19 protein-coding genes are annotated in these 22,536 nt (G+C 72.5%); 12 read left to right on the top strand and 7 right to left on the bottom strand.

Annotated features, from left to right (window positions below; translation table 11 throughout):
- Window positions 1-59: 59 nt before the first annotated feature.
- Complete coding sequence (locus tag ACWER9_RS14380; protein WP_452302276.1) at window positions 60-2,414, bottom strand: hypothetical protein; 2,355 nt, start codon at window positions 2,412-2,414, stop codon at window positions 60-62.
- Window positions 2,407-3,378: a glycosyltransferase family 2 protein gene (locus ACWER9_RS14375; protein WP_452302322.1), complete on the bottom strand. Its 972-nt coding sequence runs from the start codon at window positions 3,376-3,378 to the stop codon at window positions 2,407-2,409. The genes ACWER9_RS14380 and ACWER9_RS14375 overlap by 8 nt, the downstream gene beginning before the upstream one ends.
- Window positions 3,379-3,632: 254 nt before the next feature.
- On the opposite strand from ACWER9_RS14375, the gene ACWER9_RS14370 reads away from it, so the two are divergent.
- Window positions 3,633-5,957 (top strand): PKD domain-containing protein, encoded by a 2,325-nt coding sequence (locus ACWER9_RS14370; RefSeq protein WP_452302275.1) that lies wholly within the window; start codon window positions 3,633-3,635, stop codon window positions 5,955-5,957.
- 67 nt (window positions 5,958-6,024) lie between these two features.
- Here the strand turns inward: ACWER9_RS14370 and ACWER9_RS14365 are convergent, their stop codons facing one another.
- A complete protein-coding gene (locus tag ACWER9_RS14365; protein ID WP_452302274.1) occupies window positions 6,025-7,317 on the bottom strand; it encodes an acetyl-CoA C-acetyltransferase in 1,293 nt (430 codons plus the stop codon).
- A 55-nt stretch (window positions 7,318-7,372) separates the two neighbouring features.
- Between ACWER9_RS14365 and ACWER9_RS14360 the strand changes: the two genes are divergently transcribed.
- From ACWER9_RS14360 to ACWER9_RS14330, 7 genes are all read left to right on the top strand, one after another.
- Window positions 7,373-8,731: a 3-oxoacyl-ACP reductase gene (locus tag ACWER9_RS14360; RefSeq protein WP_452302273.1), complete on the top strand. Its 1,359-nt coding sequence runs from the start codon at window positions 7,373-7,375 to the stop codon at window positions 8,729-8,731.
- Window positions 8,731-9,579 carry a MaoC/PaaZ C-terminal domain-containing protein gene (locus ACWER9_RS14355; RefSeq protein ID WP_452302272.1) on the top strand — a complete coding sequence of 283 codons (849 nt, stop codon included), beginning with the start codon at window positions 8,731-8,733 and terminating at the stop codon, window positions 9,577-9,579. The genes ACWER9_RS14360 and ACWER9_RS14355 overlap by 1 nt, the downstream gene beginning before the upstream one ends.
- Window positions 9,580-9,667: 88 nt before the next feature.
- Window positions 9,668-10,420: an NUDIX hydrolase gene (locus tag ACWER9_RS14350; protein ID WP_452302271.1), complete on the top strand. Its 753-nt coding sequence runs from the start codon at window positions 9,668-9,670 to the stop codon at window positions 10,418-10,420.
- Window positions 10,417-11,385 (top strand): serine/threonine protein kinase, encoded by a 969-nt coding sequence (locus ACWER9_RS14345; protein WP_452302270.1) that lies wholly within the window; start codon window positions 10,417-10,419, stop codon window positions 11,383-11,385. The genes ACWER9_RS14350 and ACWER9_RS14345 overlap by 4 nt, the downstream gene beginning before the upstream one ends.
- A gap of 9 nt (window positions 11,386-11,394) precedes the next feature.
- Window positions 11,395-12,354 (top strand): hypothetical protein, encoded by a 960-nt coding sequence (locus tag ACWER9_RS14340; protein ID WP_452302269.1) that lies wholly within the window; start codon window positions 11,395-11,397, stop codon window positions 12,352-12,354.
- A complete protein-coding gene (locus ACWER9_RS14335) occupies window positions 12,351-13,613 on the top strand; it encodes an adenylosuccinate synthetase (RefSeq protein ID WP_452302268.1) in 1,263 nt (420 codons plus the stop codon). The genes ACWER9_RS14340 and ACWER9_RS14335 overlap by 4 nt, the downstream gene beginning before the upstream one ends.
- Before the next feature lie 176 nt (window positions 13,614-13,789).
- Window positions 13,790-14,425, top strand: a complete 636-nt coding sequence (locus ACWER9_RS14330) for a DedA family protein (RefSeq protein ID WP_452302267.1) — start codon at window positions 13,790-13,792, stop codon at window positions 14,423-14,425.
- 6 nt (window positions 14,426-14,431) lie between these two features.
- On the opposite strand, the gene ACWER9_RS14325 is transcribed toward ACWER9_RS14330, so the two are convergent.
- Complete coding sequence (locus ACWER9_RS14325; protein WP_452302266.1) at window positions 14,432-15,073, bottom strand: response regulator; 642 nt, start codon at window positions 15,071-15,073, stop codon at window positions 14,432-14,434.
- Window positions 15,070-16,221: a sensor histidine kinase gene (locus ACWER9_RS14320; protein ID WP_452302265.1), complete on the bottom strand. Its 1,152-nt coding sequence runs from the start codon at window positions 16,219-16,221 to the stop codon at window positions 15,070-15,072. The genes ACWER9_RS14325 and ACWER9_RS14320 overlap by 4 nt, the downstream gene beginning before the upstream one ends.
- A gap of 170 nt (window positions 16,222-16,391) precedes the next feature.
- Here ACWER9_RS14320 and ACWER9_RS14315 point away from each other — a divergent pair, with 170 nt between their 5' ends.
- A complete protein-coding gene (locus ACWER9_RS14315) occupies window positions 16,392-17,057 on the top strand; it encodes a DedA family protein (protein ID WP_452302264.1) in 666 nt (221 codons plus the stop codon).
- Here ACWER9_RS14315 and ACWER9_RS14310 read toward each other — a convergent pair.
- Window positions 17,032-17,670, bottom strand: a complete 639-nt coding sequence (locus tag ACWER9_RS14310; RefSeq protein ID WP_452302263.1) for a TetR/AcrR family transcriptional regulator — start codon at window positions 17,668-17,670, stop codon at window positions 17,032-17,034. The genes ACWER9_RS14315 and ACWER9_RS14310 overlap by 26 nt on opposite strands.
- Window positions 17,671-17,738: 68 nt before the next feature.
- On the opposite strand from ACWER9_RS14310, the gene ACWER9_RS14305 reads away from it, so the two are divergent.
- The 3 genes from ACWER9_RS14305 to ACWER9_RS14295 all read left to right on the top strand — a co-directional run bounded on the left by ACWER9_RS14305 (window position 17,739) and on the right by ACWER9_RS14295 (window position 21,164).
- Window positions 17,739-18,191, top strand: a complete 453-nt coding sequence (locus tag ACWER9_RS14305) for an SCP2 sterol-binding domain-containing protein (protein ID WP_124815440.1) — start codon at window positions 17,739-17,741, stop codon at window positions 18,189-18,191.
- 1 nt (window position 18,192) lies between these two features.
- Complete coding sequence (locus tag ACWER9_RS14300; protein ID WP_452302262.1) at window positions 18,193-19,407, top strand: acyl-CoA dehydrogenase family protein; 1,215 nt, start codon at window positions 18,193-18,195, stop codon at window positions 19,405-19,407.
- A 194-nt stretch (window positions 19,408-19,601) separates the two neighbouring features.
- Window positions 19,602-21,164: an AMP-binding protein gene (locus ACWER9_RS14295; protein WP_452302261.1), complete on the top strand. Its 1,563-nt coding sequence runs from the start codon at window positions 19,602-19,604 to the stop codon at window positions 21,162-21,164.
- Window positions 21,165-21,204: 40 nt separating this feature from the next.
- On the opposite strand, the gene purD is transcribed toward ACWER9_RS14295, so the two are convergent.
- The gene (gene purD / locus ACWER9_RS14290) at window positions 21,205-22,455 is read right to left on the bottom strand and encodes a phosphoribosylamine--glycine ligase (RefSeq protein WP_452302260.1); all 1,251 of its coding nucleotides are present in this window, start codon (window positions 22,453-22,455) and stop codon (window positions 21,205-21,207) included.
- Between the last annotated feature and the right edge of the window lie 81 nt (window positions 22,456-22,536).

Genomic DNA, 22,536 nt, shown 5'->3' with positions numbered 1-22,536 from the left:
TCCGGCCAGCAGGCCGGGGCGGGTCAGGCTGGCTCGGGCGTCGCCGGGCGAGGGCCCCGTCAGCTCAGCTCGTAGACCGTGACGCTGCCGGAGACGAGGCGTACCTGGGCCAGCCCGGCCAACGCGGGCGACACCTCGCCGGCCCGTGTGTCGGCGAAGAGCCACCGGACCCGGTAGTCGGTGCGCAGCCGGTCCAGGTCGGCGGCCGTGGGTGCACGGAAGACCCGCTCGTTGAGCGCGAACCGGGCCGGGTCCGGCGGATCCTGCCGGACGTAGCCGAGGCCCCACCGGCCGTGGGCGGCGAGGGCGGCGTCGGTGTAGCCCCAGCTCTCCACCACCGTCCGGTGCCCACCCAGCCCGGTCACCCAGTAGGCGCGGGCGTCGCAGTGCGCCGTGGTCGGCACCGGCCGGCAGTGCACGTTGGTGGCCACCACGTCGTCGTCCCCGGCGTGCTCGTCGAGCCACAGCGCGGCCCGCATCTCGGCCGCCGTCACGGTGGACGGCTGCGCGACCGGCGCGGGCAGCCCCGGTGCGGCCTGGGCGTACCGGACGGCGCCATCGACGCCCCGGGCGACGCTCGCGCCCAGCAGCGCCGCCGTGACGCCGGCCACCGCCACCGCCACGACCCGCCGCCGCCCGCCCCCGCCCGCGTCCCCGTTTCGACGGCGCAGCAGGGCACGAACTCCGACCGCCACGAGCGCGGCCAGCAGGAGAAGGACCGCGAGCCGCAGGTACGACCGGGTGAGGACGCCCATCCAACCGGCTATGGTCGCGGCCGGTCGGGGCATCACGGGCACGAGGAAGGACGACGCCACGCCGAGCGCCGCGGCGGACACCGCCACCGGCCAGGACGGCCGGACGAGCGTGAGCAGCCACACGGTCAGCACGGCGCCGAACGGGAGCACGTCCAGCCAGAAGTAGACCTGACTCAGCGACGGATGGTGCAGGGTCCAGATGCCGCCCGCGCCGGCGAGCACCGCACCCGACAGCAGCCAGGGTGCCGGGTCGGCACGACGCGGCCCGGCGAGGACCAGCACGCCGATGAGCCGGGGCAGCTGCACCAGCAGCCACCAACCGAGCAGGACGAGTGTCAGCAGCCAACCGGACGCCCCCGCCCGGCCCAGACCGAACGGCAGCAGCCCGCCGCCGCGTACCCCGTCGCCCGCGCCGATGGTCTCCCGGTACTGCGGCATGGCGTGCAGGAACGCGAACGCCTGAGGGGTCAGGGTGCCCGCCCCACCGCCGGCGAAGAGGAGGTAACCGACGCCCATCGGCACCACGAGCAAGAGCACCGTCGCGAGCGCCGGCCAGGGCACCCGCCGTTTCTGCTGCCACCAGATGGCGGCGGCGGCCACGCCGACGCCGGCGATCAGCGGCGGCAGTGCGCTGGACTTGGAACCGGCGCAGGCCAGCCCGAGTGCCGGCAGCAGAGCCCAGGCCACGCCGAGCGGCCGCCCGCGTACGGCGTCGACGCAGATGCCGGCGAGCAGCACCAGCAGCGGCAGGACGTACGTCTGGGACGGGCTGGAGAAGGAGAACGCGAAGGAGCCGTCAGCGATGGCCGAGTTGACGGCCACCGGCATTCCGAGGCCAGCCGCCGCCCCCGCCACCGGGCCCGCCCACCAGCGGCCGGTCAGGTCCCGGGCCAGGCCGGCGGTGACGAGCACGGTGACCACGGCGACCGGCGCCAGCCACAGCCGGAGCAGGACCGTTGCCGGTGGAATGCCGGTGATCATGCTGCCGGCGGCCATGTGCGCGTCGGACAGGTAGTGGTAGCGCAGCGGCTCACCGGCCATCTGCGGAAGCTGGAAGGGTAGGTCCCGGGTCAGCTCCTGGACCAGCGACAGGTGGTAGAGCAGATCCTGGTAGTAGGTGTGGTCCACCGGCGGGAGTGGCACCAGACGCCACTGCGCGACGGACCAGAGCAGCACCAGCAGCAGCACCGCGCCGACCGCCACGTGCCAGGCGAGCGGGAGCGGCCGGCGGGTCCCGACCCGCCAGTGCCGGCGCAGCCGGGGTACGGCCACGAAGGCCAGCACCAGGGGTACCGGCCACCAGCGCAGCAGGTGCTGCTGACCGGTGGTCGCGGCGGCGGCCCAGGCGCCGAGTTCGAGGAGCAGGCCGGTGGCCGCGCCGTAGCCCAGGTCCTCCGGAAGGTTGCCGCGACCACCGCGTACCGCCCGGTGCACCAAGGTGCCGGGCAGCACCAGGGCCAACGACCAGTACGCCACGTACCGGAGTACGTCGGCGGCGGGCACGTCGGTGTGCCACCAGGCGACCGGCAGCGCGGCGAGGAGCACCAACCAGGGCAGTGCCACGACCACTGTGGAGCCGAGCGACCCGGCGGACCGTTGGCCTGGCTGCGGCGCGGGTGCCGGGGCTTGTCGTTCCATCAGCTGTCGCGAGTCAGCCACGGACGCTGCTCACCGTTGCGGTGGGGACCGGGGAGGTCAGCTCGGTGTCCGCCGAGTCCGCGCCGACGTGGTACGTCGGTCGACCCTGCACGGTCGCGTAGATTCGCCCGACGTACTCACCGAGCAGGCCGAGACAGACCAGTTGCACGCCGCCGAGGAGCAGGACCGCCACGAAGGTCGAGGTCCAGCCCGGGATGGTCAGACCACGCAGGTACGCTACGACGCCGAAGCCGATGAGGCCGAGACAGGCCAGGAAGCTGACCGCGCCGAGCCAGGTGGCGAGACGCAGCGGTGCTGCGGAGAAGTTGGCGATGCTGTCCCAGGCGAGCGCGATCATCCGGGGCAGTGGGTACTTCGTCTCGCCGGCCGCCCGAACCTCCCGGGAGTAGCGCACCTCAGCGGTGGGGAAGCCGAGCGCGGGCACCAGGAGCCGGTACACCGGCGTGCGTTCGGGCAGCTGACGCAACGTCTCGACGACGTCCCTGCTGACCAGCCGGAAGTCGCCGGCCTGGGCGGGCACGTCGGCACCGACGAGCCGCCGCATCAGTCGGTAGTAGAGCTGCGCGGTGCGCCGTTTGAACACGGTGTCCGTGCTGCGGTCGGCGCGTACGCCGTACACCACGTCGACGCCCTGTTCGCACGCCACCCGCAGCATCTCGGCGACCGTCTCCGGCGGGTCCTGCAGGTCGGCGTCGAGGCTGACCACCCACTGCCCGCGCGCGCGGTGCAGCCCGGCGGTGAGTGCCGCCTGGTGTCCGCTGTTGCGACGAAGCTGGACCAGGCGCAGTTGCGGCCAGTTCCGCGCCTGGCCGAACAGCACCGCGACGGTGTCGTCCCGGCTGCCGTCGTCGACGGCCACCACCTCGTAGTCGACGCTCAGCGCGTCGAGCACCGGACGCAGCCGGGCGATCAGGGCCGGGATGACCGCGGCCTCGTTGTACATCGGAATGACGACAGACAGCACCAACACTTACCGGCCCCGTTCCGGACGCAGGTGGCATCGAACGCACCTCGCGCAGGGTGCGGACGGTCACCGTTACCCGGCAACCTCACGGGCGGTCGGCCTCCTGTTGAACAGGACGTGAACGTCCACGCACGCCCGTCGGTACGAGCGGATGGCCGTTTTGTCACCCGGGGCGGCGTCCCAACTGATGGTCATGCAAGATCAGCCCTGTCTGATTCCGGCGTCGCCGGATCCTCCTCATCTTCGAGGCCAGCATGCGTAGATCCTTCCGCACCAGTTTCGTGACCGTCGTGCTGACCGGCGGTGCCCTGGTGGGCACCGCGTTGCCCGCCCAGGCGGACGCTCCGGCGACGCTCTACGTCCGGCAGAACGCCGCCACCGGCTGCTCCGACCAGTTCCCGGGCACGTTGGCGCAGCCGTTCTGCACCATCAGCGCCGCGGCTGCGGTGGTCACCGCCGGCCAGACGGTGGACGTCGGCGGCGGCAACTACCGGGAACGCGTCACCATCCCCGTGTCCGGCACGCCCGAGCAGCCGGTCACCTTCCTCACCAACGCCGTGGCAACCCTGATCGGCGCGACGGCCGGCTTCGTGATCAACGGCCAGCACGATGTCGTACTCCAGCATCTCCGCGTCGACGGGTCGGCCGCCAGCCTGCCGGGCCTCGACCTGCGCAACTCCTCACGGATCACCGTCCATGGCGGCAACTTCGCGATGGACGCCGCCTCGACCGCGCCCGCCGTCCAGTTGGCCGGCGTCACCACCTCGACGCTGACGCAGATCAACGCCAGTGGCGCGTCTCTGGCCACCGGGATCACCATCGACGCCGCGAGCAGCGACGTGATCGTCAAGTCCGCGAACGTGTTGAGCAGCCCTGGGGGGCAGACAGCCACCGGAGGCGTCGGCATTCGGGTCGACGGGCCGAGGGTCAGCATCCTGGACAGCAAGGTCAGCGGCTTCACCGGAGCAGCGGTCGTCGTCGGGGCGGGCGCGGTCGACACGGTGGTGGCAAACAACCAGATCGACGGTGGCCGTGGCCACGGGGTGCACAACAACGGCGGCACCGGCACGGCGATCACCAACAACACCATCAAGGACCGCTGCCGCGACGGCATCCGCGTCGACGGGGCCTCGTCCGGCGTCTCCGTGCAGAACAACGTGCTGATCACGAACGGCTACTTCAACCAGGGCTACTGCGACCCGGCGTTCCTCGACGGTGTCGAGATCGGCGTCTACGGCGGGGCAGTCGGCAAGACGGCTGTCGACTACAACAACGCCCACCACTACTACGACAACTCACCGGTGATCTACGCCTGGAACACCCGGATGGGTCTCGCCGCGTTCCGGACCGCGTCCGGCCAGGCCGCGCACGACCGCGAGACGGGACAGACCCGGGACGTCATCGACTCGGCGAACTCGGCCGCCCGTGGTTACCCGACCCTGGACCGAGCCGGCTGGCCGCGCGTCGACGACCCGGCCGTGCCGAACACCGGTGCCGGCCCGGTCACCTACGCAGACCGTGGGGCCGTGGAGACCGTCCGGGCCCCGGTGGTGTTGTTCGACCTCACCCTGAATCTCGGAGCGCGCTCGGTGACCGTGGACGCGTCCGCGTCCACCCCCGGCCTCAACCCGATCGCGTCCTACGAGTTCTCGTTCGGCGACGGCAGCGTCGTCACCCAGGCCAGCCCGATCGCCTCGCACGTGTACGCGAAGACGGACCGCTACCTCGTGAACGTCAAGGTCACCGGCACCGACGGTCGGTCGACGACCCGCAACGAGCAGGTAAGCATGCTGCGGCCGATCGGAACTGTGGGCCTGCGCGCCCAGTCCAACCGCCGCTACGTGAGTTACCAGACCGGCTCCGGGCTCCTGCCGAACCAGGCCGAACCGAGCACCATTGCGCAGTTCGACCTGACGGACGCCGGTGACGGCAAGGTCGCGCTCTTCTCCCGGGCGGTCGGGCGCTACCTCGCCATCTCCGACCTCGACAACACCACGTTGACCGCGAAGAGCACGCTCGTGGACAGCCGCGAGGCGTTCACGCTGGTGCGCAACAGCGACGGCACCATCAGCCTCCAGGCCCCCATCACCGCTAACTACGTGACCGCCGATCCCAGTGGCACCCTCCCGATGACGGCCAGCCGGCCCACCATCAGCACCTGGGAGAAGTTCCTCCAGGTCGTCGTACCGGACGCGAACCGATCCCTGAAGGCCCAGATCAACGGACGCTTCGTCAGCGCCGACGGCGCGGGGAGCAAGCCGTTGATCGCCTCCGCTCCCACCGCCAGCCTCTGGGAGCGGTTCGACGTGGTCGATCTCGGCAACGGGCAGGTAGGCCTCCTCGCCCGCGTCAACAACCGCTTCGTCTCCGCCGACGGCGCGGGCGCCAAGCCGCTGATCGCGAACGCCCCGACGGCAAGCACCTGGGAACGGTTCACCATGGTCCGCAACAGCGACGGCACGGTCAGCTTCAAGGCCACCATCAACAACAGGTACGCCAGCGCCGACGGCGCCGGCAGCAAGCCACTGATCGCCAACGGTCCATCCATCAGCACCTGGGAGAAGTTCACCCTCGGCTGAGCCCTGCCGCAGGATCGACGCCCGCCAGACCCCCGGGTCCGGCGGGCGTCGCCGTACGAGGGCCCGTTCAGCGCTCCAGGATCGCTGTCACGCCCTGACCACCGGCGGCGCAGATGGAGATCAGCCCGCGCCCGCTGCCCTTCTCGGCGAGCAGCTTCGCAAGCGTGGCGACGATCCGTCCGCCGGTCGCGGCGAACGGGTGCCCGGCGGCGAGCGACGATCCGTTCACGTTGAGCCGGTCGGTGTCGATCGCGCCCAGCGGCGCGTCCAGCCCGAGCCGGTCCTTGGCGAACTCCGGCGACTCCCAGGCGGCGAGGGTGGCCAGCACCTGCGACGCGAAGGCCTCGTGGATCTCGTAGTAGTCGAAGTCCTGCAACGTCAGCCCGGCGCGGGCAAGCATCCGGGGCACCGCGTACGCGGGTGCCATCAGCAGCCCCTCGTCGCCGTGCACGAAGTCCACCGCCGCCGTCTCCGACCAGCTGAACCAGGCCAGTACCGGCAGGCGGTGCGCCGCCGCCCACTCCTCGCTGGCCAGCAGCACCGTGGACGCGCCGTCGGTGAGCGGCGACGAGTTGCCGGCGGTCATGGTGGCCTGCTCGGCGTCCGGGCCGCGGGTGCCGAAGACCGGCTTGAGCGAGCCGAGCTTCTCCGCGCTGGTGTCCGGGCGCAGGTTCGCATCGCGGGTCAGCCCCAGGTACGGCGTCATCAGGTCGTCGAAGAAGCCCCTGTCGTACGCGGCGGCGAGCCGCTGGTGCGAGCGCAGCGCCAGCTCGTCCTGGGATCGCCTGTCGATCTGCCACCGCAGGGCGGTCTGGGCGGCGTGGTCACCCATGGACAGACCGGTACGCGGCTCGGCGTTGCGCGGGATCTCCGGCTTGAACGGTTGCAGTGGGCGCAGCTTCGCCGCGATCTTGAGCCGTTCACCGAGCGTACGCGCCGCGTTGAGCTTGAGCAGCGTGCGGCGCATCTCCTCGTTGACGGCGAGCGGGGCGTCGGAGGTGGTGTCGACACCGCCGGCGATGCCCACGTCGAGCTGGCCGAGGGCGATCTTGTTGGCGACCAGGATCGTCGCCTCCAGGCCGGTGCCGCAGGCCTGCTGGATGTCGTACGCCGGGGTGTGGGGGTCGAGCCGGGAGCCGAGGACCACCTCGCGGGTGAGGTTGAAATCCCGGGAGTGCTTGAGCACCGCGCCGGTGACCACCTCGCCGATGCGCTGCCCAGCAAGCCCGTAGCGGGCGACCAGGCCGTCGAGCGCCGCGCCGAGCAGGTCAGCGTTCGACGCGTCCGCGTAGCGGGAGTTGGAACGGGCGAAGGAAATGCGGTTGCCCCCGATGACCGCGACCCGCCGGATGCTCTGCACGATCCGCCTCCTCGACATGTGTTGCTCGAACCCTACTCGCCAGTAGGCTACGCCCATGACCGACAGGTACGCGAGCTTCGTCCAATCGGCCGCCGGCCGCGCGCTGGTCAAGCGCCTCGGGCTGCCCGATCCGCCCCGACTGCGCCGACACCACCCCGGCGACCCTCTGCTGCCCGGCCCGGCCCTGCTCGGCGCGGCCACCGGCGGCCGGTTCGCCGAGCCGGTCGCCAGGATCCTGACCACCGCCGGGGTCGAGCTGCGCGACACCGGCACCGCCGGCCCGCAGGACCGCTTCGGTGCCCTGGTGTACGACGCCAGCGGGATCACCGACTCGACCGACCTGCGCCAGCTCTACGACTTCTTCCACCCGCAGGCCCGGGCCGTGCTGCCCAGCGGGCGGGTGATCGTGCTGGGCAGGCCGCCGCAGGAGTGCGCGGCCCCCCGCGAGGCGACCGCCCAGCGTGCCCTCGAAGGGCTGGTCCGCAGCATCGGCAAGGAGTTCGGTCGCGGCACCACAGCGCAACTCGTCCAGGTGAGCGGAGACGCCACGGACGACGGCACCGTCACGAGCCTCGAATCGACGCTCCGGTTCCTGCTGTCCGGCCGGTCCGCGTACGTGTCGGGGCAGGTCATCCGGGTCGGCAGCGGCACGACGAGCGCCCCGGCCGACTGGGACCGACCGCTTGACGGGCAGGTCGTGCTCGTCACCGGCGCCGCGCGGGGGATCGGCGCGGCGCTGGCGAAGGTGCTCGCCCGCGACGGTGCGCGGGTGGTGGCCCTGGACATCCCGGCCGCCGGGGACGCCCTGGCGGCGGTGGCGAACGACATCGGCGGCAGCGCCGTCCAACTCGACCTGACCGCGCCGGATGCGCCGACCCGGCTCGCCGAGCACCTGGACAGCCGGCACGGCCGGGTCGACGTGGTGGTGCACAACGCCGGCATCACCCGGGACAAGACGCTCGGCCGGATGGACGCCGACAGGTGGGACCAGGTCATCGACGTCAACCTCTCCAGCCAGGAGCGGATCAACGACGTGCTGCTGGAGCGGGAGCTGATCCCGGCCGGCGGACGGATCGTCTCGGTCTCCTCGATCGCCGGGATCGCCGGCAACCGGGGGCAGACCAACTACGCCACGAGCAAGGCGGGCGTGATCGGGCTCGTCGACTCGCTCGCGCCGGCCCTGCGGGAGCGCGGGATCAGCGTCAACGCGGTGGCTCCCGGCTTCATCGAGACCCGCTTGACGGCGCGCATCCCGCTTGTCGTCCGCGAGGCGGGCCGGCGGATGAACAGCCTGGCCCAGGGCGGGTTGCCGGTGGACGTCGCCGAGACGATCGGTTGGCTGGCCTGGCCGGCCAGCGGCGCGGTGAGCGGAAACGTGGTCCGGGTGTGCGGCCAGAGCCTGCTGGGGGCGTGATGGGCACCCGCAGCCGTGTCGAACTGCCCCGGATGCCGGCGGCCGGGCCGCTGCACCGACGGGCGTTGCTCGGTGCGCTACCGGGCCTCGGCGGCGGGCGGCGCGGGCCCGACCTGCCGGCGGTCGAGGTGACGGTGGGCGGGGTGACTGTCGACCGGGCGCAGTTGGCCGACTACGACCGGGTCTGCGGGTTCCGGCTCAGCGATCGACTGCCCGCTACGTTTCCGCACGTCATGGGCTTTCCACTGGCGCTGCATCTGATGACCGCGCCGGACTTCCCCATCCCGCTGCTCGGCCTGGTGCACGTCGGCAACCGGATCACCACGCACCGCCCGATCACCGCCGACGAAACCCTCGACTTCACGGCGTACGCGGAGAACCTGCGCCCACACGACCGGGGGCGGCAGGTGGACGTGGTGCTTGTCGGCTCGGTCGACGGGGAGGAGGTGTGGCGCGGCGTCTCGACGTACCTCGGTCGGGAGCGTGAGGCGGGCGGGGGCGACCGGGGCGAACGTCCCGCCGCGCCGGCGGCCACCGCCCGGTGGCGGGTGGAGCCGAGCGTCGGTAGGGCGTACGCGCGGGTCTCCGGCGACCACAACCCGATCCACACCTCCCGACTCGGGGCACGGCTGTTCGGCTTCCGCCGGCCGATCGCGCACGGCATGTGGAGCAAGGCGCGCTGCCTGGCCGCACTGGAAGCCCGCCTGCCGGACGCGTACACCGTCGAGGTCGCCTTCAAGCTGTCCGTGCCGCTGCCGAGCACGGTGAGCTTCGCGCTCCTGCCGGACGGCGGGTTCACCGTGCACGACTCCCGCGGCCGACCACACCTGGCAGGTCTCGTGCGCTGAGCGCGCCCTGTGCGCGCCCCTTGGCAGGCGCGCACTTCTGCGCTAGGTTGTTCTCACAGCGAGATGTTCTCAGAATGAGAGAGACGCGATGAACGAGCAGGAGTTCCTGGCCGCGTACGACCCCCGGGCCTACCCGTCGGTCGCCGTGACCGTCGACGTGGTGGCACTGACCATCCGGGACGGTGCACTGCACCTGCTGCTGATCCGGCGCGGCGAGGCACCCTTCGCCGGGCACTGGGCGCTGCCCGGGGGCTTCGTCCGCCCCGACGAGGACCTGACCGCCGGTGCCCGACGGGAGCTGGCCGAGGAGACCGGGCTCGGCGGCGAGGCGCTGCGTCGCGTACACCTGGAGCAGTTGGGCAGTTACGGCGCTCCGGACCGTGACCCGCGTATGCGGGTCGTCTCGATCGCCCACCTCGCGTTCGCCCCCGACCTGCCCGACCCGGCCGCCGGCAGTGACGCCGACGAGGCGATCTGGCTGCCGGTGACCGCGTTGACGAGCCGGCAGCTCGCCTTCGACCACGGCCGGGTCATCGACGACGCGCTGGAACGGGCCCGCTCCAAGCTGGAGTACACCCCGCTCGCCACCCGCTTCCTCGCCGCCGAGTTCACCATCAGCGAGCTGCGCGCCGTCTACGAGACGGTCTGGGGGCACCCGCTGCACGCCGGCAACTTCCACCGCAAGGTGCTCTCCGTGCCGGGCTTCGTGGAGAGCACCGGCGCCAGCACCGAGCGCGGCGGCGCCCGGGGCGGGCCGCGCGCCCGGCTCTACCGGGCCGGCGACGCCCGCCTGCTGCACCCGGCGCTGCTGCGCCCGGCCCGCGAGGAGACGGTGCGGTGAGGGCCGCGGAGGCCATCGGCCTGGTCGCGGCGGCCCGCACCGACGCCGACCTGTTCGGCGCTGACCAGCCGGCCCGGCGCTACCGCGAGCTGGTCGCGGCCCTGCACCCCGACCACCTACCGGCCGACCCGGCGGTACGCGCCGAAGCCACCGAGGCGTTCATCCACGTCACCACCAGGTGGCGGGCCCGGCAGACCACAGTCCTCGGCGACTACCGACTCGGCGCGCTGGCCCACTCCGGTGACCTGGCCGACCTCTACGACGTGGGCGACAACCGACTGCTCAAGCTGCCCCGACGGCCCACCGACAACGACCTGATGGCCCGCGAGGCACACGCCCTGCGCACCATCGCCGAGCGCGGCGACCCCCGCTACCTGCCGTACGTGCCCCGACTCGTCGACGAGTTCCGACACCGCGACGCCGCCACCGGCGCGGATCGGCGGGTCAACGTGCTCGCCACCGCACCCGGCCTGCACGACCTCGACGAGGTGCGACGCGCGTACCCGGACGGGCTGGACGCCCGGGACGTGGCCTGGATGTGGCGGCGGCTGCTGGTGGTGCTCGGCCTGGCCCACCGGGCGGGGGTCGTGCACGGCGCGGTCCTGCCCCGACACGTGCTGATCGAGCCGGACGCCCACGGCGTGGTGCTCGTCGACTGGTGCCTCTCGGCCGCCGTCGGAGGCACCATCCCGGCGGTCGTGCCCGGCCACGGCTGGGACCCGGAGGAGGTCCTCACGAAACAGCCCTGCGGGCCGGGCACCGACATCGCGATGGCCAGCCACTGCATGAGCTGGCTGATGGGCCCGCGTGCGCCCCGCGAGCTGCACGCCTTCGCGCAGGGCTGCCGGCAACGGTCGCTGAACGCCCGGCCCGACGACGCCTGGCGGCTGCTGCGCGACCTCGACCAGGTGCTGGACCGCCTCTACGGGCCACGCACCTTCCGACCCTTCACCCTCACCCCCTAGGGAGCTGTCATGGGCAGTGGAATCTGGTCCACCGACGTGTACGACGCCGCCGACCGTTACCGCCGGTCCACCGGCAAGAGCGCCTTCTCCTACAGCGACAGCGGTGCGCGCACCGTGCACCCCGCGCTCGACCCCCGCGACGCGACCCGCGAGAGCCGCGACTCCGACGAGCACCCCCGCTCGACGCCCGTCGCGGTGCTCTTCGACGTGACCGGCTCGATGCGGACGGTCCCGCGGGTCCTACAGACCAAGCTGCCGCAGCTGCTCGGGCTGCTGCAACGGCAGGGCTACGCCAGCGACCCGCAGATCATGTTCGGCGCCATCGGCGACGCCACCTGCGACCGGGTGCCGTTGCAGGTGGGCCAGTTCGAGTCGGACAACCGGATGGACGACGACCTCGGCCGGATCGTCCTGGAGGGTGGTGGTGGCGGGCAGATGAGCGAGTCGTACGAGCTGGCCATGTACTTCATGGCCCGGCACACCGTCACCGACAACTGGGAGAAGCGTGGCCGGCGCGGCTACCTGTTCGTCATCGGCGACGAGTTGGCGTACCTCCGCGTGAAGGCTCGGGAGGTGGCCGGCTTGATCGGGGACGACCTCTCCGAGGACGTGCCGCTGCGACAGGTCGTCGACGAGGTGACCCGCCGCTGGGACACCTACTACCTGCTCCCCGCCGGCAGCCACTACGCCGGCAACGCGAAGGTGCTCGACTTCTGGCGGGACCTGCTGGGTCAGAACGCCGTCGTCCTCGACGACCTCGACGCGGTCTGCGAGACCATCGCGCTCACCATCGGCCTCGGCGAACAGGCAATCGACCTGGACGAGGGCCTTCGTGACCTGGACCGGGCCGGCTCCGCCGCCACCGGCACCGTGTCGAAGGCGCTGGCCCGTCTCGGCCGGGAACGGCGGGCCGAGGTGTCGACGCTGCCCGCCTTCACCGACACCGCCGGCGGGGTGACCCGGCTGTGAGGCACCTGGCGGTGGTCGACCTCGGGTACGGCGACGCCGGCAAGGGCACGGTGGTGGACTGGCTCTGCGCCACCCGTCAGGTGCACACGGTGGTCCGCTTCAACGGGGGCGCGCAGGCGGCGCACAACGTCGTGCTGCGCGACGGGCGGCACCACACGTTCGCGCAGTTCGGCGCCGGCACGTTCCATCCCGGTGTCGGTACGCACCTGTCCCGGCACGTGGTGGTGGACCCGTTGGCGCTCGCCGCCGAGGCCGACCACCTCGCCACGGTCGGGGTGCCCGACGCGCTCGATCGGCTGACCGTCGACGGGGACGCACTGCTCGCCACCCCGTACCACCGGGCCGCCAACCGGGCCCGCGAGATCGCCCGGGGGGCCGACCGGCACGGCTCCTGCGGGCTGGGGGTGGGCGAGGCCGTCGCGTACGGTCTCGCCCACCCCGACGACGCGCCACGGGTCGCCGACTGCCACCACCCGGCGCTGCTGCGCCGGCGGCTGACCACCCTGCGGGACCGGCTGACCGCCGAGCTGGGCCCGCTCGACGCGCCACCGATCGAAGACTGTCTGCCCGGGTTCACCGGGTTCACCGGGCGGGTCGCCATCGTCGACGGCGGTTGGCTCGCCGGGGCGCTGCGCGCCGGGACCTGCGTCTTCGAGGGCGCGCAGGGGGTGCTGCTCGACGAGTGGCACGGCTTCCACCCGTACACCACCTGGAGCACCACCACGTTCGGCAACGTCGACAGCCTGCTCGCCGAGGCGGGCCGACCCGGCGACGTGACCCGGATCGGGGTGCTCCGGCTGGTCACCACCCGGCACGGGCCCGGCCCGTTGGTGACCGAGGACCCGGCGCTGCCCTTCGCCGACCCGCACAACCCGACGAACCCGTGGCAGGGCCGGTTCCGGTTCGGCCACTTCGACGCGGTCGCCCACCGGTACGCCCTCGCGGCGGCCGGAGGCGTCGACGGCCTGGCGCTGACCCACCTCGACCTGGCCGGCCCCGACCTGCGCATCTGCCGCCGCTACGACACCACCGACCGGCTCACACCAGGCCCACCCGGCGACCTGGATCGGCAGGCCGCGCTGACCGCCCGCCTGCTGCGCTCCCGCCCGGTGTACGACGACCCACCGTCGGACTGGGCCGAGGCGGTGAGCACGGAGCTGGACACGCCCGTGGTGCTGACCTCGCACGGTCCGACCGCCGACGACAAGAGGACGCGCGGCCCGCTGCTCGCCCCGCCGACCCTGGCCCGCGCGACCTGACCCACCCGCACCCGTCCCGTCCCGTCCCGTCCCGTCGATCTTGCACTTTCGGACGTTGTTTTGCGGCTTTCGCAGGGGTTGGGCAGGACACAAAATGCAAGATCGGCGCGGGGAGAGGTGAGGGTTATCCCGCGGCTTCGGCCACCGGGCGGGTCGCACCCGGCGAGCATGGGGGCATGGACTCCGCGCTCGACCTGCTCCGACAGCTGGTCACCTCACCGTGGGTGTACCTGCTGATCTTCGGGCTCACGGCGGTCGACGCGTTCTTTCCGGCCGTACCCGGCGAGGCGGCCGTCATCACCGCTGCCGTGCTCTCCACCAGCGGAAATCCCAAGCTGGCGGCGGTGATCGTCGCCGCCGCGCTGGGCGCCTGCGCCGGTGACCACGTCTCGTACGCCATTGGGCGCGGTGGTGGCGCGAGACGCCTCGCCGGATTTCCCGATGGCAGCCGCCGACGGGCCAGCTCGGAGTGGGCCCGGCGCGCGCTGAACCGGCGCGGCGGGCTGATCCTGACCACCTCCCGGTATCTGCCGGGCGGGCGGACCGCCGTCACCCTCACCATGGGCGCGGTGCGCTATCCCCGCCGGGCGTTCCTGCTGTACGACGCGATCGCGGCGATCACCTGGGCCCTGTACTGCGGGCTGCTCGGCTACTTCGGTGGGCTGGCGTTCGAACGGCACCCCGTCAAGGGCGTCCTCGCCGGGATCGGCCTGTCGGTGATCGTCACGCTCGGGATCGAGGGCATCCGTTGGCTGCGCCACCGGGCGCGCCGCCGCGCCGCCACCACCACCGACCGGGCCGGATCGACCTGACACTCGTCACAGCAGGTCGGCGTCGTGCACGATGATGGCCACCTGCACCCGGTTGCCCGCGTGAAGCTTCGCAAGCGCCCGGCTGACGTGCGCCTTGACGGTGGCCTCGCTCATCGTCAACCGCCGGGCGATCTCCGCGTTGCCGTGCCCGCGCGCCACCTCCCGGACGATCGCCAACTCCCGCTCGGTCAACGGTGCGAGCCGCGCCCGAGCCGCGTCCCGGCGGGCCGGACCACGCTCGGCGAACGAGCTGATCAGGCGCCGGGTCACCGTCGGGGCGAGCATCGCGTTTCCGGCGGCCACCGTGCGGACGGCCGCGGCCAACTCGCGGGGCGGGGTGTCCTTGAGCAGGAAGCCGACCGCGCCGGCCCGCAGCGCCCGGTGCACGTACTCGTCGAGGTCGAAGGTGGTCAACATGATCACCTTCGGGCCGGCGGCGACCACCTCGGGCGCGACGGTCAGCCCGTCGACCCCCGGCATCCGCACGTCCAGCAGCACCACGTCGGGGCGTAACCGCTGGGCCTGCTCCAACGCCCCGACGCCGTCCGCCGCCTCACCGACGACAGTGATGTCCTCCGCCGCCTCGAGGATCAGCCGCAGCCCGGCCCGGACCAGCTGCTCGTCGTCGACCACCACCACCCGGATCACGCCGCGCCCGCAAGCGGGATCAGGGCCCGGACCAGGAAGCCGCCGTCCACCGGAGTCGCCTCCAACCGGCCGCCGAGCAACTCCACCCGCTCACGCAGCCCGAGGATTCCCTGCCCGGCACCGGGCAGCGTCGGCCCACCCTCGGACGGGCCGTTACGGACCAGCACCTCCAACCCGTCAGGCAGGAAGCGCAGACAGACGGTCGTCTCGGCGTCGGCCGCGTGCTTACGCACGTTCGTCAGCGCCTCGCGGACCACCCGGTACGCGGTACGCCCCAGCGTCGCCGGTAGTGCCGTCGGCACGCCCTCGTCCTGCCGGGACACCCGAAGCCCGGCGGCACGGGACTCCCCGATCAACTCGTCCAACGTGTCGATCCCTCGCTCCGGCGTCACGGCCGGGTCGGCCTGGCGCAGCACGCCGAGCACCTCGCGCAGGTCGGTGAGCGCCTGCCGACCGGTCGTCCGGATCAGCGCGGCGGCCTCGACGGTCGCCGGATCCACGGCGGTCACCTCAAGCGCCCCGGCATGCACCACCATCAGCGAGACCCGGTGCGCCACCACGTCGTGCATCTCCCGGGCGATCCGGGTCCGTTCCTCGGCGCGGACCCGGTCGGCGCGGGCCTCCTGCTCGCGTTCCAGCCGCTCGGCCCGGTCCCGCAGGGCGGCGAGCGTGTCCCGGCGGGCCCGCACCCAGAGGCCGAGGACCAACGGCAGCCCGACCAGGCAGGCGGCGAGCAGCAGCACGTTGCCGCTTGATGCGGTGGTCATCCGGCGTACGCCGCCCACCGCAAGCCCGACCAGCACCCCGCCGGCCAGCACCCCGGCCGCACCGGCGAGAAACCCGGCGAGTCGGCGACCGCGCAGCCGCAGACCCGCCTGGTACGAGGCCAGCACCCCGGCGGCCGCCGCGGCGAGCACCAACCAGCCGACCGCCGCAGCCAGGAACAACGGCCAGCGACGGGTACGGACGGCGCCAGCCGCCCACGCCGAGCCCAGCGCGATCAGCAGCACGACCGCGCCCGGCAGCGGTGAGCGGACCCCGATGTCACCTGTCGCGCTGGCCCCGACCGCTGCCCCGACCGTGCCGGCGAGCAGCAGCGGGCCGTACCGCTTGACGACCCGCCGGAGGGCGACGGCGCTGGAGGCCACGGAGCGAGCCTAGGGCTCGGCCGACGGATCGGGTCGCCCCGCTGCTCCGTACCCGGGTGAGGTGGGGGATGACCCCGACCCGCGCTCCGGGCCGGACGACACCTAAGTAGTGCCGCCGGCCTGACCACTGGCCGATGTCGACAGCCGCCGCCCCGACGAGCATCGGAATCATGGATCTGCTCGACCTGCTGCACGACACGATGTCCTCGCCCTGGGTGTACCTGGCGATCTTCGCGATCGCGGTGCTGGACGGCTTCTTCCCGGTGGTGCCGAGCGAGACGGCGGTGATCACCGCGGGGGTGTTCGCGGCCTCCGGGGCGCCGTACCTGCCGGCGGTGATCCTGGTGGCCGCCGCCGGGGCGCTCGTCGGCGACCACATCTCGTACGCCATCGGACGTGGCGGCGGCACCCGGCTGCTCGACCGGTTGCCGCCCGAGGGTCGACGGCGGGCCGCCATCGACCGGGCTCGCCGGGGGATCGCCACCCGGGGAGGACTGATCCTCACCGTGGCCCGCTACGTTCCCGGCGGCCGGACCGCCGTCACCCTCACCATGGGTGCGGTGGGTTATCCCCGGCGACGGTTCCTGGCCTTCGACGCGCTTGCCGCCGGCTCCTGGGGGCTCTACTCGGCGCTTGTCGGCTACCTCGGTGGGCTGGCCTTCGAGCAGGACCCGCTGCGTGGTCTCCTGCTCGGTCTGGGTCTCGCCCTGACGGTGACGGTGGTCGTCGAGGTGGTCCGCTGGCTCCGGGGGCGAGATCGGGCGGCGCGGGCCGCCCAGCCGGGCATCGACGCTGTCTCCGCCGGGACCGTCAGTCGGCCGGCGGACACCAGGTGACGCCGTGCAGGAGTTGGGCGGCACCGAGCCAGGCCACGTTCATCATCCGGGTGGCCGTCTTCTCCGGGTCGGCGTCCGGATGGTCCGCGAGCCAGTCGGCAAGCGACTCGGTCGCGCCGACCAGGGCGTACGCGACGACTTCCAGGTCGAGAGCGGCGATCTCGCGACCTTCGGCACGCAGTGCGTGGTCGAGCATCCCGGCGACCACCTCGACCAACCGGGTCCGCATGGTGGCCAACTCGCCGGCGAACGGCTGCTCGCCCCGCGCCTGCCGGTAGAGCACCGCCCACCCGTCGCGATGGGCCCCGACGAAGCCGAAGAACGCCCGCAGCCCACGCCAGAGCCGCTCGTCGGCCGGCAGGTCGGGGGCCGCCGCCCCGGCGATGGCCTGCATCATCCGGGTGCCCTCCCGGTGCAGGCAGGCGACGAAGAGCTCCTCCTTGGTGCCGAGGTACGCGTACACCATGGGTTTGGAGATGCCGGCGTCCTCCGCGATCTCGTCCATGCTCGCGGCGTGGAAGCCGCGCCGGGAGAAGACCTTGACGGCCGCGTCGAGCATCTGCTGCTCGCGGACGGCGCGCGGCAGGCGCTTGAAGGCGGGGACGCTGGACACCTTGCGAGCATACCTACTCGTGCGTAGGGTTACGCGCGAGTAGCCAAATCTTCCGGAAGGCGCACCTGATGACTGACTTCGACCCGGCCACCTTCGCCAACGTCGGCCCCAAGGAGTTCGCCCAGCTGGTCAAGTCCACCCCGGACGACAAGATCGCCCAGGTGATGTCCGGTGACCTGCGCGGCAAGGTCCTCGGCGAGGTGTTCGGCCGGATGCCGTCGCTGTTCCGCGCGGACCGGGCCGGCTCCACCAACGCGGTCATCCACTGGATCATCACCGGTCGCCCCGACGGCGGCAGCGACACCTACGAGGTGGTCATCGCAGACGGCACCTGCGTCGTGAACGAGACCCCGCAGCACGACCCGAAGCTGAGCCTCACCATGGGCCCGGTCGAGTTCCTGAAGATCGTCTCCGGTGGCGCGAACCCGGTGATGATGTTCATGACCGGCAAGTTGAAGGCGAAGGGCGACCTCGGCCTCGCCGCCAACATCGCCAACCTGTTCGACATCCCCAAGGCCTGACATGGCTGAGTTCTCGCTCGACCTGAACGAGGAACAGCGGGATCTACGCGACTGGGTGCACGGCTTCGCCGCCGAGGTCGTGCGCCCGGCCGCCGCCGAGTGGGACGAGCGCGAGGACACCCCGTGGCCGGTGATCCAGGAAGCCGCCAAGGTCGGTCTCTACGGCTTCGAGTTCCTCGCCACCTGCTGGGCCGACCCGACCGGGCTCTCCCTGCCGATCGCCAGCGAGGAACTCTTCTGGGGTGACGCCGGCATCGGCCTGAGCATCTTCGGCACCTCGCTCGCCGTCGCCGCCATCTACGGCGCCGGCACCCCGGACCAGATGGTCGAGTGGGTGCCGCAGTGCTTCGGCGACGTCGACTCACCGGCAGTCGCCGCCTTCTGCACGAGCGAGCCCGAGGCCGGCTCCGACGTCGGCGCGATGCGCACCCGGGCCGTCTACGACGAGGCCACCGACGAGTGGGTGCTCACCGGCCAGAAGGCGTACGCCACCAACGGCGGCATCGCCGGAGTGCACGTGGTCACCGCCTCCGTCGACCCCACGCTCGGCTCCCGGGGCCAGGCGGCGTTCGTCGTACCACCCGGCACGCCCGGCCTGGCCGCCACCCGCAAGCTGCGCAAACTCGGCCTCCGTGCGTCGCACACCGCAGACGTCTTCCTCGACGGGGTACGCGTACCCGGCCGCTGCCTGCTCGGCGGCAAGGACTCGCTCGACGAGCGGTTGGCCCGGGCCCGCTCCGGACAGCGGGCCAGCGGGCAGGCCGCCATGCGCACCTTCGAGCTGTCCCGACCCACCGTCGGCGCGCAGGCGCTCGGCGTGGCCCGGGCCGCCTACGAGTACGCGCTCGACTACGCGAAGGACCGGGTCCAGTTCGGACGCCCGATCATCGAGAACCAGGCGGTCGCGTTCGCGCTCGCCGACATGCGGACGGAGATCGACGCGGCGCGGCTCCTGGTCTGGCGGGCCTCGTGGATGGGCCGCAACAACCGCCCGTTCACCGCCGGCGAAGGGTCGATGTCCAAGCTCAAGGCCGGTGAGGTGGCGGTGTCGGTCACCGAGAAGGCGGTGCAGCTACTCGGTGGGGCCGGCTTCCTGCGTGACCACCCGGTCGAGCGCTGGTACCGGGACGCCAAGATCTACACCATCTTCGAGGGCACCTCGGAGATCCAGCGACTTGTCATCTCCCGGGCGATCTCCGGGATGCAGATCCGCTGACCGCCGTCGGCCCGACCCCTCCGCAACAGGTCGGGCCGACGGCGGCCCGGATTCCACGATCTGTGCCGTCTTCGTCACCCCGTGCCGACGCCAACTGGGCCTTCAGCCGCGCCCAGTGCATGATCAAGGAAAGAAGCCCTGATGGACGGGGATACGCCGCCCCGTCCGCGCACCGCCCCTAGGAGGTCTGCGGCATGGACCTGCCGTTCATGGTCGCCACCCTGACCCGTCGTGGACTGCTCACCCCCGGCAGCCCGGTCCGGGTCGCCTCGCAGCTCAACGCGTTGCGGACGTGGGGATGGAGCCTGGCAGGCGAGCTACGCCAGGCTGCCGCCCGGGACCCGGGCCGCCCCGCCGTCATCGACGAGAACGGCGTCGAACTGACCTACCAGGACCTGCTCGACCGGGCCGAACGGATGGCCCGCTCGATGCGGGCCGGGCTCGGCGTGCAGGCCGGCGACCGGATCGGCGTCCTCTGCCGCAACCACCACGGGCTGATCGAGACGATCGTCGCCGCCACCCTGCTCGGCGTCGACGCGGTGCTCGTCAACACCGGGCTCAGCGCCGCCCAACTGGGCACCGTCGCCGAGGAACAGCGGCTGCGGCTCCTGGTGCACGACGACGAGTTCGCCGAGCGGGTCCTCGGCCTCCCCGCCGAACTGCCCCGACTCGACGAACGCGCCCGCGAGGAGTTGGTGGCCGGGGCGCTGCCGGGTGACCTGCACCCGCCGGAGCGCGACGGCCGGATCATCGTGCTCACCTCCGGCACCACCGGTACGCCCAAGGGCGCCCGCCGGCCGACGCCGAGCGGCTTCGGCCCGTTGGTCTCCATCATCGACCGCATCCCCCTGCACGCCCGGGACCGGGTGATGATCGCCGCGCCGATCTTCCACACCTGGGGACTCGCCGCCCTCCAGGTCTGCCTGGCGCTGCGGGCCACGATCGTGCTGCACCGTCGCTTCGACCCGGCCGCCACCCTCGCCGCCCTGACCGCGCAGCGCTGCGACGCACTCTTCGCCGTACCGGTGATGCTGCAACGGCTGCTGGAGGTGCCCCCACCGGAACCGCGGCCGGCGCTCACCGTCGTCGCGGTCAGCGGCTCCGCCCTCCCCGGTGGGCTGGCCCCGAAGTTCATGGACGTCTACGGAGACGTCCTCTACAACCTCTACGGGTCCACCGAGGTCTCCTGGGCCTCCATCGCCAGCCCGCAGGACCTGCGTCACGCGCCCACCACCGCTGGCCGCCCACCGCACGGGACCCGGCTGGAGATGCTCGACGACGACGGCCAGCCGGTGCCGGAGGGCCGGGTCGGGCGGATCTTCGTCGGCAACGAGATGCTCTTCGAGGGCTACACCTCCGGTGCCGGCCGGGAAACCCACGACGGCCTGCTCGACACCGGCGACCTCGGCCGGCTCAACGCCGACGGGCTGCTCTTCGTCGACGGTCGCGCCGACGACATGATCGTCTCCGGAGGCGAGAACGTCTTCCCGTCCGAGGTGGAAGACCTGCTCGCCCAGCTGCCGCAGGTCCGCGAGGCAGCCGTGATCGGCGTACCCGACCCCGAGTACGGCCAGCGCCTGTCCGCGTTCCTCGCCCTGCACCCCGGGGAGACGCTCGACCCCGAGGCGGTACGCGAGTACGTCCGGCACTTCCTGGCCCGGTTCAGCGTCCCCCGAGACGTGATCTTCGTGAAGTACCTGCCCCGCAACGCCACCGGCAAGGTGCTCGCCCGCGAACTACGCCGCTACTACGGCTGACGGTGGTGAGGCGCGTCGTTACCGCTGCCCGCTGCGGAGTTCAGCCGGGAATCGTGATGCGATCCTCGATCGCAGCGGCGGCGATGTCGGTACGGTGCTGCGAACCGGCCAACTCCACCCCGTCGACAAGCACGTACGCGGCATCCCGCGCGGCGGCCAGGTCGGCGCCGGTGGCCGTACCGCAGAGGACCCGGCCGCCGGCGGAGAGCAACGCGCCGTCGCTGGCCCGGCGGGCGGTGCCCGCGTGGATGATGCCCGGACCCTCCGCGCCGGTGATCACGTCGCCGGTGCGCGGCGCCGCCGGGTAGCCCGACGAGGCGAGCACCACCGTCACGGCGCTGCCGTCCCGCCACCGCAACGGCGGGTGCTCGGCCAACGTGCCGGTGGCCGCAGCGTGGAGCAGCCCGCCAAGCGGCGACTCCAGCAGCGCGAGCACCACCTGGGTCTCCGGGTCACCGAAGCGCGCGTTGAACTCGATCACCCGAGGGCCGGCGGCCGTGATCGCGAGCCCGACGTAGAGCAGCCCCGCGAACGGGGTGCCCCGGCGACGCATCTCCACGAGCGTCGGGTGCACCACGTCCCGCATCACGTCGTCGACCAGATCGGGCGGGGTCCAGGACAGCGGCGCGTACGCCCCCATACCGCCGGTGTTCGGCCCGGTGTCACCGTCGCCGAGCCGCTTGAAGTCCTGCGCCGGCAGCAGCGGCAGCGCCGCCTCGCCGTCGGTGACCACGAAGAGGCTGACCTCCGGGCCGTCGAGGAACTCCTCGACCACGACCCGTCCACACTCGCGGGCGTGCGCCAACGCGGCAGCCCGGTCGTCGGTCACCACCACGCCCTTGCCGGCGGCGAGCCCGTCGTCCTTCACCACGTACGGTGCGCCGAACTCGTCGAGCGCCCGAGCGGTGCTCTCCTCGTCCGTGCAGACGTACGCCCTGGCGGTCGGCACGCCGGCGGCGGTCATCACGTCCTTGGCGAACGCCTTCGAACCCTCCAACTGGGCGGCCGCACCGGACGGGCCGAACACGGCGATGCCCTTGGCGCGTACCGCGTCGGCGACTCCGGCGACCAACGGCGCCTCGGGCCCGATCACCACCAGGTCAGCCGCCGTCTCGACGGCCAACGCCGCCACCGCGGCCGGGTCCGTCGGAGTCACCGTGCGCAGCTCAGCCACGCTTGCGATCCCCGGATTGCCCGGAGCGGCGACAACCGCGGAAACCCCCGGATCGCCGACCAGCCCGAGCGCGAGCGCATGCTCCCGCCCGCCACCACCCACCAAAAGAACCCGCACGCCCGAGATCCTACTGCCCCCACCACCCCCACCCACCCCACCGCCTCCCCCACCCCCACCCACCGCCCACCCACCCCCACC

The organism is Micromonospora sp. NPDC003944 (assembly GCF_053605225.1).
This window is presented reverse-complemented; position numbering and strand designations above follow the sequence as displayed.

Excerpts from the sequence above, each read along its gene's own strand:
- ACWER9_RS14355 (WP_452302272.1), top strand. The coding sequence starts at position 8,731 with ATGGGCACCCGCAGCCGTGTCGAACTGCCCCGGATGCCGGCGGCCGGG.
- ACWER9_RS14350 (WP_452302271.1), top strand. The coding sequence starts at position 9,668 with ATGAACGAGCAGGAGTTCCTGGCCGCGTACGACCCCCGGGCCTACCCG.
- ACWER9_RS14360 (WP_452302273.1), top strand. The coding sequence starts at position 7,373 with ATGACCGACAGGTACGCGAGCTTCGTCCAATCGGCCGCCGGCCGCGCG.
- ACWER9_RS14330 (WP_452302267.1), top strand. The coding sequence starts at position 13,790 with ATGGACTCCGCGCTCGACCTGCTCCGACAGCTGGTCACCTCACCGTGG.
- ACWER9_RS14305 (WP_124815440.1), top strand. The coding sequence starts at position 17,739 with ATGACTGACTTCGACCCGGCCACCTTCGCCAACGTCGGCCCCAAGGAG.
- ACWER9_RS14315 (WP_452302264.1), top strand. The coding sequence starts at position 16,392 with ATGGATCTGCTCGACCTGCTGCACGACACGATGTCCTCGCCCTGGGTG.
- ACWER9_RS14340 (WP_452302269.1), top strand. The coding sequence starts at position 11,395 with ATGGGCAGTGGAATCTGGTCCACCGACGTGTACGACGCCGCCGACCGT.
- ACWER9_RS14300 (WP_452302262.1), top strand. The coding sequence starts at position 18,193 with ATGGCTGAGTTCTCGCTCGACCTGAACGAGGAACAGCGGGATCTACGC.
- ACWER9_RS14295 (WP_452302261.1), top strand. The coding sequence starts at position 19,602 with ATGGACCTGCCGTTCATGGTCGCCACCCTGACCCGTCGTGGACTGCTC.
- ACWER9_RS14370 (WP_452302275.1), top strand. The coding sequence starts at position 3,633 with ATGCGTAGATCCTTCCGCACCAGTTTCGTGACCGTCGTGCTGACCGGC.